Annotated in this window: 7 protein-coding genes; 5 read left to right on the top strand and 2 right to left on the bottom strand. The window is 65.4% G+C overall.

Features of this window, described 5'->3' with window-relative positions; genetic code table 11:
* Window positions 1-246 precede the first annotated feature (246 nt).
* The 4 genes from ABF648_RS04050 to ABF648_RS04035 all read left to right on the top strand — a co-directional run bounded on the left by ABF648_RS04050 (window position 247) and on the right by ABF648_RS04035 (window position 4,809).
* A complete protein-coding gene (locus ABF648_RS04050) occupies window positions 247-1,023 on the top strand; it encodes a nucleoside phosphorylase (RefSeq protein ID WP_415631005.1) in 777 nt (258 codons plus the stop codon).
* Window positions 1,024-1,034: 11 nt separating this feature from the next.
* On the top strand, window positions 1,035-1,619 hold the full coding sequence (coaE, locus tag ABF648_RS04045) for a dephospho-CoA kinase (RefSeq protein WP_415631004.1): 585 nt from the start codon (window positions 1,035-1,037) through the stop codon (window positions 1,617-1,619).
* Between the two features lie 78 nt (window positions 1,620-1,697).
* Entirely contained in the window at window positions 1,698-3,773 is a 2,076-nt protein-coding gene (gene uvrB, locus ABF648_RS04040) for an excinuclease ABC subunit UvrB (protein WP_415631003.1), read from the top strand.
* 61 nt (window positions 3,774-3,834) lie between these two features.
* Window positions 3,835-4,809, top strand: coding sequence for a TerC/Alx family metal homeostasis membrane protein (locus ABF648_RS04035; RefSeq protein ID WP_415631002.1), 975 nt, complete (start codon window positions 3,835-3,837; stop codon window positions 4,807-4,809).
* 27 nt (window positions 4,810-4,836) lie between these two features.
* On the opposite strand, the gene ABF648_RS04030 is transcribed toward ABF648_RS04035, so the two are convergent.
* Window positions 4,837-5,436 carry an MBL fold metallo-hydrolase gene (locus ABF648_RS04030; protein WP_415631001.1) on the bottom strand — a complete coding sequence of 200 codons (600 nt, stop codon included), beginning with the start codon at window positions 5,434-5,436 and terminating at the stop codon, window positions 4,837-4,839.
* A complete protein-coding gene (locus ABF648_RS04025; RefSeq protein WP_415631000.1) occupies window positions 5,433-6,206 on the bottom strand; it encodes a maleylpyruvate isomerase family mycothiol-dependent enzyme in 774 nt (257 codons plus the stop codon). The genes ABF648_RS04030 and ABF648_RS04025 overlap by 4 nt, the downstream gene beginning before the upstream one ends.
* A gap of 124 nt (window positions 6,207-6,330) precedes the next feature.
* Here ABF648_RS04025 and uvrA point away from each other — a divergent pair, with 124 nt between their 5' ends.
* A complete protein-coding gene (gene uvrA / locus ABF648_RS04020; protein ID WP_415631010.1) occupies window positions 6,331-9,261 on the top strand; it encodes an excinuclease ABC subunit UvrA in 2,931 nt (976 codons plus the stop codon).
* Window positions 9,262-9,276: the final 15 nt, after the last annotated feature.

The following is a 9,276-nucleotide window of genomic DNA, read 5'->3' as shown; positions in this document are numbered from 1 at the left end:
GCTGCCCACACTGGGGGGGTTGCCGGGCGTGCGCCCAATGCTGGGGCGGGGTCCCTGTTTAATCCTATAAGTGCGCGGGCCGGGCCCCGCCCCTAACCGGCGGGGGCCCTTTCGTCTGCACACCCGCTCTGTGGGTTCGCTCTGCAACTCTGCCCACCGCGCCGTTGCCGGCTCGGTCTGCAATTCTGTACCTGAGCGCCCCACACGCTCTGATCCATCAGCAACAGCCGAGCCAGGAGGCGCCCAGTGCTGCACACCCAGTTCGTTCCGATCCTCGAACGCGACGACGACCCGATGGACCTCATCGGTGATGGCGAGGCCACGCAGTTCGCGGACGATCTGTTCCCCGGCCGGGCGCTGTTCTGCTATCTCGGCGAAGTCGTCGGGGGTTACGCCCGCAGCTCACGGCTCGAGGTGATTCACACCGTCGATCTGGTCGGCAACGAATATCCGATCTACCGCTCCAACGACGAAGCGGGCGATTTCGCCCTCATGATGATGCCGGTCGGCGCCCCCGCATCGGTCATGATCACAGACTTCCTCTTCCGGCACGGCGTGCGTCGGGCCATCGCGGTGGGCTCGTGCGGTGTGCTGCAGGACATGCCCGCCGGGGAGCTGGTGGTGCCGTCCAAGGCGCTGCGCGACGAGGGAACCAGCTACCACTATCTCAAGGCCTCCCGCTGGGTGAATCTTGACGAGGAGCTGCGCGGTTACCTGGAGCAGGCGGTCACCGAGGCCGGTTTCCGTTTCTCCAATGCGCCGGTGTGGAGCAATGATGCCTTCTACCGCGAGACGCTGGCCATGGTGAGGCATCGCCGATCTGAGGGCTGTGCCATCGTCGACATGGAGTGCTCGGCCATGGCGGCATCGGCGCAGCTGCGCGGGGCACAGTTCGCCCAGCTGTTCTACACCGCGGATTCGCTGGCCGACCCGGCTGGTCACGACGTGCGTGACTGGGGCAAGGGCGCCCGTGGCATGGCACTGGACATCGCCTTGGCGGCGATGGCGAAGATCCCCGCCTGAGCGTGACCCGGATGCGGGTTGGGCTCACCGGGGGCATCGCCTCGGGCAAGAGTCTCGTCTCCGCGACATTGGGCGATCTCGGGGCAGTGGTCATCGACAACGACCTGCTGGCCCGCCGGGTGGTGGAACCGGGCAGCCTTGGATTGGACATGGTCGCGCAGCGTTTCGGCCCTGGGGTGCTCACCCAGCAGGGCGCGCTCGACAGGAAGCGGCTCGGCGCCATCGTTTTCAACGATCCACTCGCCCTCGCCGACCTGAATGCCATCATCCATCCACTCATCAAGCAGGCCTCCGCGCAGATCGAGAGCAGCGCGCCGGGGCAGGCCGTCGTGGTGCACGACATTCCCCTGCTCGTTGAATCCGGCCAGGCCGGTGACTTCGACCTCGTGGTGGTGGTGGACGTGCCGCCCGAAATTCAGCTCGCCAGACTGCTCCGGCGTGACGCGCTGGACATCGCTGCGGCATCGGCAAGGATCGCTGCCCAGATCACGCGTCGAGCACGCCTGGAGGTGGCCGACGTGGTGATCGACAACTCCGGGTCCCGTCAGGACACCGTGGACCAGGTTGACGCCCTGTGGCGACGGTTGACCAGCTGAAAGCGGAAGCGAATGGCATGACTCGGCAACTTGAGTGACCGCAGTCGCATACAGGCCAGGCACGCATAGGCTCGATGCATGCGCCCAGTCGAATCCATCCAGCGGAGGATCGCTCCGTTCACGATGCAGGCGGGTTTCCAGCCTTCCGGCGACCAGCCTGCTGCCATCGATGAGATCGAGCGTCGGATCAAGGCCGGCGAGCAGGACGTCGTGCTGCTCGGTGCCACTGGCACGGGAAAGACGGCCACCGTCGGCTGGCTGGCCGAGCGTCTGCAGCGCCCGATGCTGGTGATGCAGCCGAACAAGACATTGGCCGCGCAGTTCGCCACCGAGCTGCGGGAGTTCTTCCCTGACAATGCGATCGAGTACTTCGTCAGCTACTACGACTATTACCAGCCAGAGGCGTACATCCCGCAGTCCGACACCTACATCGAGAAGGACTCCTCCCTCAACGAGGAGGTCGAGAGACTGCGGCATTCCGCCACGAACTCGCTGTTGACCAGGCGTGATGTCATCGTGGTGGCCACCGTGAGCGCGATCTACGGCCTGGGCACGCCCCAGGAGTATGTGGACCGCATGGTGACCCTCAAGGTGGGCCAGGAATGGGAGCGCAAGGATCTGCTGCACAAGCTGGTCGAGATGCAGTACACGCGCAACGACCTGGCGGCCACCCGTGGCACCTTCCGGGTGCGCGGGGACACCCTGGAGATCTTCCCGATGTATGAGGAGAATGCGCTGCGCGTGGAGTTCTTCGGCGATGAGATCGAGGCGCTCACCACGCTGCACCCACTCACCGGGGAGATCCTCAGCGAGGATCAGATGATCTACGTCTTCCCCGCCTCGCACTATGTGGCCGGCGCAGAGCGGATGCAGCGCGCCATCCGCGACATCGAGGCCGAGAAGGTCGAGCGTCTCGCCGAGCTGGAGGGGGACAACAAGTTGCTGGAGGCCCAGCGGCTGAGGATGCGCACCGACTACGACATCGAGATGATGCGCCAGGTGGGCACCTGCGCCGGTATCGAGAACTACTCCCGGCACATCGACGGTCGCGGCCCCGGCACAGCCCCGAACTGCCTGCTGGACTACTTTCCCGAGGACTTCCTGCTGGTCATCGACGAATCCCATGTCACCGTGCCACAGATCGGCGGCATGTACGAGGGCGACATGAGCCGCAAGCGCACTCTCGTCGAGCACGGTTTCCGGTTGCCCAGCGCCATGGACAACCGCCCGCTGCGTTTCGAGGAGTTCACCGAGCGGATCGGCCAGACCGTCTACCTCTCGGCCACCCCGGGGAACTACGAGATGGCGCGCAGCAATGGTGTCGTGCAGCAGATCATCCGCCCGACCGGTCTGGTGGACCCGGAAGTCATCGTGAAGCCCACACACGGCCAGATCGACGATCTGCTCGGCGAGATCGGCCTGCGCACCGTCCGTGACGAGCGGGTGCTGGTGACCACCCTCACCAAGAAGATGGCCGAGGACCTCACCGACTATCTGGTGGAGCACGGTGTGCGCGCCCGCTACCTGCACTCCGAAGTGGACACGTTGCGCCGCGTCGAGCTGCTGCGCGAGCTGCGGATGGGGGAGTACGACGTGCTGGTCGGCATCAACCTGCTGCGCGAGGGCCTGGACCTTCCCGAGGTGAGCCTGGTCTCCATCCTCGATGCCGACAAGGAAGGCTTCCTGCGCTCGGACCGCTCGCTGATCCAGACCATCGGCCGCGCCGCGCGCAATGTCTCCGGGCAGGTGCACATGTATGCCGACACGATCACCGCATCGATGGCCAAGGCGATCGACGAGACCAACCGCCGCCGCCAGATCCAGATCGACTACAACAAGGCGCACGGTGTCGACCCGCAGCCGCTGCGCAAGAAGATCGCCGACATCACCGACATGCTCGCCCGTGAGGACGCCGACACGGCCGATCTCGTCGCCTTCGCCGCTCCGGGAGCCCGCCGGGCCCCTGCACCGGCCGGGAGCGGTGACCGCGGCAAGAATCTGCCCGCCACCGAACTGGCAGGCCTCGTCCAGGACCTCACCGACCAGATGCACGGTGCTGCCGGTGAGCTGAACTTCGAACTGGCGGCCAGGCTGCGTGACGAGATCAAAGATCTCAAGAAAGAATTGCGGGGCATGGTCGAGGCGGCGCGCTGACGCACGGGCCTCACGGCAGAATGCGTGTCATCCCACCAAGAGTCTCTATCGAAAGGCCACCGTGCTGATCACCCCGCTCATCTGGATCATCACGATCGTCGTCATGGTGGGAGTACTCACCCTGGATGCCGTGCTGCTCGCCAGGCGTCCGCACGTTCCCGGTGTGCGGGAGTGCGTGTTCTTCGTCTGTCTCTACGTGGGCCTGGCCATCGCCTTCGGGATCGGCATGCATGTTCTGGCCGGTCCCGGGCCAGCCGGCGAGTTCTTCGCAGGCTGGATCACCGAATACAGCCTCTCCCTGGACAATCTGTTCATCTTCCTCATCATCATGACGAAGATGAAGGTGCCGAAAACCAGCCAGCAGTTCGCCCTGCTGGTGGGCATCATGCTGGCGCTGGTCTTCCGCGGCATCTTCATCGGTCTGGGCGCCGCCCTGATCAGCCGGTTGGCGTGGATCTTCTTCCTGTTCGGGGCGTGGCTGCTCTACACGGCCTTCGGCATCGTGCGCGACCAGGTGAGGGGCTCCTCTGAGGACGAGGCGAACGAGGCCGTCGGCGGCCCGTTGATGCTGCTGATGCAGAAGGTGGTGCCCACCACGGGGGAATTCCACGGAGACTCGATCTTCGTGCGCCAGGGTGGGAAGCTGCTCGCCACCTCGTTGTTCTTCGTCATCGTGGCGTTGGGCAGCACCGATGTGCTCTTCGCGTTGGACTCCATTCCGGCCATCTTCGGTCTGACCAAGGAGCCCTACATCGTCTTCACCGCGAATGTCTTCGCCCTGATGGGGCTGCGCCAGCTGTACTTCCTGCTGGGTGATCTGCTCAACAGGCTCGTCTACCTGCCGATCGGGCTGGCCGTGCTGCTCACCTTCATCGGCGTGAAACTGCTGCTGGAGGCGGCGCACCACTACGGCTGGGTGCACCTCGAGATCTCCACGGTCCAGTCGCTGATGGTCATCGTGGCCATCCTCGTCGTGACCGCGACGGCGAGCATCCTGCGGATGCGGGCCCTCAGCCGTTCGGGGCGCGGTGACTGATCGACGGTGCCGAAACCGGCGGTTCACTCACCAGCCGCGCTGGCGCCATTCGTCGAGATGAGGGCGCTCGGCACCCAGCGTGGTGGGCAGGCCATGACCGGGCAGCACCAGGGTGTCGTCGGCGAAGCGGTCGAAGATCTTGGTCGTGACGTCGTCGAGTAGGCTCGTGAACTCGGTGGCGGAATTGGTCTTGCCGACACCGCCGGGGAACAACGAGTCGCCGGTGAACAGCAGGACGGGGGAGTCGTGCCAGACCAGCGCGATGGAGCCGGGCGTGTGCCCCACCAGCCCGATCACCTCAAGACTCAATGAGCCAACCGGGATGTGGTCGCCGGTCCACACAGGATTGCAGTGCACGCCGGTCTGCCGCTCGATGGAGGCGGCGTCGGGAGCCCCGGCGTAGTTGGTGGCGCCGGTGGCCTGCGCCACTGCTGCCAGCGCAGCCACATGGTCGGCGTGCTGGTGCGTCGTGACGATGACGTCCAGCGGATCATCGCCGATCCAGTCCAGCAGGCGTTCGGGCTCGGCCGCCGCGTCGATCAGGGCCCGATGACCCTCGCCGTCGTCCAGCAGATAGCCGATGTTGTCCATGCTGCCGAGACTCAACCAGCTGTAGTGACCCTTCATGCTCGCCATCCCTTGGGTAGTTCGGGTAGATGTGAGGCCGCCGAGTGGCCCTCGGGCAGGCGTCCGGTGAGCCAGCCCAGCAGCACCGCATCCGTCTCGCCCACCGCGACGGGACGCCCCGAGCGGCCGAGCCGGGCGTGGAAGCTGGAAGTCGACTCGATCTGCAGAGCGGGGAGTCTGGGATCCTCGCCGATCCAGTAACAGGTCCATTCCAGCACCCATCGAGCGATGTCGTCGTCGATGTCATCCACCATGAAACCGCAGTCAAGGTCGATGTGGTGCAGCACGACTTCGCGGAGCCTCGCCAGCGGAAGAAGGTCGAGTCGCAGCATCCTACCGGGCGACAATTCGACCAGACCGTGGTCATCTGTGGTCTCCAGCTCATCGAGACAACGGTGCAGGCGGCCCGCCGAGGTGTCCAGATCGATCTGCAGATCCAGGGCCGAGCGCTCGGAACCCCGCTCTATGTCATAGACACGTTCGCTCTCCGAGACGTACATGGGAGTGGGCAACAGACTGAATCGCGCATCGAAGATTCGCACCAGGGCATCGGCATTGCGCGCCAGGTGCACCGCCACATGGGCGCGCGTCCACCCCGGAAGCAGACTCGGCTGCTGCCAGGCGGTCTCGTCGATGGCGATGGTGTCCCCGAGCAGGCGTTGCGTCGCCTCAAGCTTTCGCTGCCGCACGACGCGGAAATCGGTGGCGCCGGGTAGACGCAGCTGCTGTTCGACTGCCGGCACCGCAATCCCCCTCTTGGCTGCGCACATGCTGAGCATTCTCGTGGCCCACGCTATGCGCAAGGCCCGAATCTAGGCTCCGACGGTACCCGAAAGTTGCGTCGGCAACGCGCAACACCGGCGCAGGCCGGAAATGTCACAGCTCCTCCCTACCATTGACGTCGTGACTGACCATCTGGTGATCCGCGGGGCCCGCGAACACAATCTGCGCAACGTCTCCCTCGACATCCCTCGTGACCAGATGGTCGTGTTCACCGGACTGTCCGGTTCGGGCAAGTCCTCGCTGGCCTTCGACACCATCTTCGCCGAGGGGCAACGCCGCTATGTGGAGTCGCTCAGCGCCTATGCCCGGCAATTCCTCGGCCAGATGGACAAGCCCCAGGTCGACTTCATCGACGGGCTGTCCCCGGCGGTCTCCATCGATCAGAAGTCCACCTCGCGCAATCCGCGCTCCACGGTCGGCACCATCACCGAGATCTACGACTATCTGCGGTTGCTCTACGCCCGCATCGGCCACCCGCACTGCCCGGTGTGCGGTGAACCGATCAGCAGGCAGACCCCGCAGCAGATCGTCGACCAGCTGATGGCACTCGACGAGGGCACCCGCTTCCAGGTGCTGGCGCCAGTGGTGCGCGGTCGCAAGGGCGAGTACGCAGATCTGTTCCGCCAGCTCACTTCCGATGGCTATGCGCGGGTGCGGGTCGACGGTGACATCGTCCCGTTGTCCCAGACGCCCACGCTCAACAAGCAGCGCAAGCACGACATCGACGTGGTTGTGGACAGGGTCGTGGTCAAGGCCTCCGCCAAGCAGCGCATCACCGACTCGGTGGAGACCGCGTTGGGGCTTACGAAAGGACTTGTCGTCGTCGATTTCGTCGATCGCGAACCCGACGATTCGCACCGTGTCCGCAGTTTCTCCGAGAAGATGGCCTGCCCCAACGGTCACGACATCGCGATCGACGAACTGGAGCCGCGCCAGTTCAGCTTCAACTCACCCTGGGGCGCCTGCCCGGCCTGCTCGGGTCTGGGAACCCAGCTCGAGGTGGACGCCTCCCTCGTGGTGCCCGACGAGTCCCTCAGCCTCGCCGAGGGCGCCATCGCGCCGTGGTCCACACCGGCGGTGAAGGGCCACTACCAGCGGGTCTTCGAAGCGATGTCCCAGACCGAGGACTTCGACGTCGACCTGCCCTGGAACGAGCTGCCGGGCAGGGTGCGGGCATTCATTCTCAAGGGCTACGACAACCCCGTCTATGTGCACTTCCGCAATCGATTCGGCCGCACGCGCACCTATACCCAGCGCTACGAGGGCGTGCTGCCCTATGTGCGACGCCGTTTCGACGAGTCGGAGACCGATTCTGCCAGGGACCGCTGGGGCGCCTATCTGCGCGAGATCCCCTGCTCGGCCTGCAAGGGGGCACGGCTCAAACCCGCATCGCTGGCCGTGACCATGGGTGGGCTGAACATCGCGGAGTTGTGCGACCTGTCCATCCGCGACCACCTCGAGTTCATCGACGCGCTGCAACTCAGTGAGCGTGAGGCGCACATCGCCGAGCGGGTGGTCAAGGAGATCCGTGAGCGGCTTCGCTTCCTGCTCGACGTCGGCCTGGACTATCTCACGCTGGCACGCCCGGCCGGAACGCTGTCCGGCGGAGAGGCCCAGCGCATCAGGCTGGCCACCCAGATCGGCTCGGGACTCACCGGCGTGCTCTATGTGCTCGACGAGCCGAGCATCGGGCTGCACCAGCGCGACAACCGTCGTCTCATCGAGACCTTGCGGAGGCTGCGCGATCTGGGCAATACGCTCATCGTCGTCGAGCACGACGAGGACACCATCAGGGCAGCCGACTGGGTGGTTGACATCGGCCCCGGCGCGGGGGAGCACGGCGGAAATGTCGTTGTCTCGGGTTCACTGGAGGAGTTGCTGGCCTGTCCCGAGTCGATCACCGGCGCCTACCTCACTGGGCGACGCAGCATCGAACTGCCCGCCACCCGCCACCAGCCCAATGGCAAGGCCATCACTGTGCACGGGGCCGCCCAGAACAATCTGCGCGGCATTGATGTGCGCTTCCCGCTGGGCCAATTCATCGCTGTCACCGGCGTGTCAGGTTCCGGGAAGTCCACGCTGGTGAATCAGATCCTCTACACGGCGCTGGCCCGCCGCATCTACGGGGCGAAAGCGGTGCCCGGCAAGCATCGTTCGATCACCGGGGCAGAGCACATCGACAAGATCATCCACGTCGACCAGTCACCGATCGGCCGCACGCCCCGGTCGAATCCGGCCACCTACACAGGCGTCTTCGACAAGATCCGCAAACTCTTCGCGCAGACCCCCGAGGCCAAGGTGCGCGGCTATCAGCCCGGCCGTTTCAGCTTCAACATCAAGGGCGGACGATGCGAGAACTGCTTCGGCGACGGCACCATCCGCATCGAGATGAATTTCCTGCCGGATGTCTACGTGCCCTGTGAGGTCTGCCACGGCGCCCGGTACAACCGGGAGACCCTGGAGGTGCACTACAAGGGCAGGAACATCGCCGAGGTGCTCGACATGCCCATCGAGGAGGCCGCGGAGTTCTTCTCGGCGATCCCCGGCATCCACCGTCACCTGAAGACCCTCGTGGAGGTCGGGCTGGGCTACGTGCGGCTCGGGCAGTCCGCCACCACGCTGTCAGGCGGCGAGGCCCAGCGGGTGAAGCTGGCCTCGGAGCTGCAGAAGCGATCCACCGGGCGCACCATGTATGTGCTGGACGAACCCACCACTGGTCTGCACTTCGAAGACATCCGCAAGCTGCTCATCGTGCTCGCCCGGCTCGTCGATTCCGGCAACACCGTGGTGGTCATCGAGCACAATCTCGACGTCATCAAGACCGCCGACTGGATCATCGACATGGGCCCAGAGGGCGGCTCGGGCGGCGGCATGGTGGTGGCCGAGGGCACCCCCGAGCAGGTCGCCGCCGATCCGGACTCCTACACGGGTCAGTACCTCGCAGAGCTGCTCGGCCCGGCTGCCGGCGCTGGTGACCCGGCGAGTGCCTCGGGCCCCGTCACCGGGGCCGAAGACGCGGGCCGCTACCGCAAGGCCAGCTGAGCCGGTGGCCGCAGC

Source organism: Propionibacterium sp. (assembly GCF_047719395.1).
Classification (GTDB): Bacteria; Actinomycetota; Actinomycetes; order Propionibacteriales; family Propionibacteriaceae; genus Propionibacterium.
Note: the sequence above shows the minus strand (reverse complement) of the source record. Positions and strands in the feature narration are given on the sequence as shown.

What these genes read in the sequence shown, in the direction of transcription:
- coaE (WP_415631004.1), top strand. Translation starts at nt 1,035, where the DNA reads ATGCGGGTTGGGCTCACCGGGGGCATCGCCTCGGGCAAGAGTCTCGTC.
- uvrB (WP_415631003.1), top strand. Translation starts at nt 1,698, where the DNA reads ATGCGCCCAGTCGAATCCATCCAGCGGAGGATCGCTCCGTTCACGATG.
- ABF648_RS04025 (WP_415631000.1), bottom strand. Translation starts at nt 6,206, where the DNA reads ATGTGCGCAGCCAAGAGGGGGATTGCGGTGCCGGCAGTCGAACAGCAG.
- ABF648_RS04030 (WP_415631001.1), bottom strand. Translation starts at nt 5,436, where the DNA reads ATGAAGGGTCACTACAGCTGGTTGAGTCTCGGCAGCATGGACAACATC.